This window comes from Streptomyces gottesmaniae (assembly GCF_031845845.1).
Classification (GTDB): Bacteria; Actinomycetota; Actinomycetes; order Streptomycetales; family Streptomycetaceae; genus Streptomyces; species Streptomyces akebiae.
In genome coordinates this window covers 1-470 of record NZ_JAVRFJ010000121.1, presented here as the reverse complement: position 1 = coordinate 470, position 470 = coordinate 1, and the positions used below count along the sequence as shown (strand labels likewise).

The 470-nt window shown below is 63.8% G+C and carries 1 protein-coding gene; it reads right to left on the bottom strand.

The features are described from left to right. Nucleotides 1–33: 33 nt before the first annotated feature. A complete protein-coding gene (locus RM704_RS44665) occupies nt 34–387 on the bottom strand; it encodes a cupin domain-containing protein (protein WP_311593604.1) in 354 nt (117 codons plus the stop codon). Between the last annotated feature and the right edge of the window lie 83 nt (nt 388–470).

Genomic DNA, 470 nt, shown 5'->3' with positions numbered 1-470 from the left:
CTGCTATCGGGGGTTAACCATGCTGGTTCCTACCTAGCCTTCTGGGTAGAAAAGGAACAGCACACACCCCTCGGCAGACTGCGGGACATGCCACGACCCGGCCGGGGCGTGCAGGAATGTTCCCGCGGTGTAGTCGTTGACGCCGTCAGTGAAGACGCCCGAGACGACGTAGACCGCTTCGGGCCCGGGGTCATGTAGGTCTTCGCCGTCCCAGACAGCGCCCGCCGCGATGGTTGTCACCGCCGCCTTCGCACCGGTGGCTCCCCGCCAGAGCGGCTGCACGGTGATTCCGGGAGAGACTTCGATCGGTTCGACGTCCGTTGCCGACTTCCACACGTATCCGGGCGCGTTAGGACCGAAGGACGCAACATCGCCGTTTGTTGTCATATGTGGACGAACCGTGCGCACCGGCTCGCGATTCCCGAACTCCCGAGTCCCACCTCAGGAGCACAACCCGCTATGCCGACGAT

Bases quoted from the DNA above. Each gene is read 5' to 3' on its own strand.
- RM704_RS44665 (WP_311593604.1), bottom strand. From the start codon at position 387: ATGACAACAAACGGCGATGTTGCGTCCTTCGGTCCTAACGCGCCCGGA.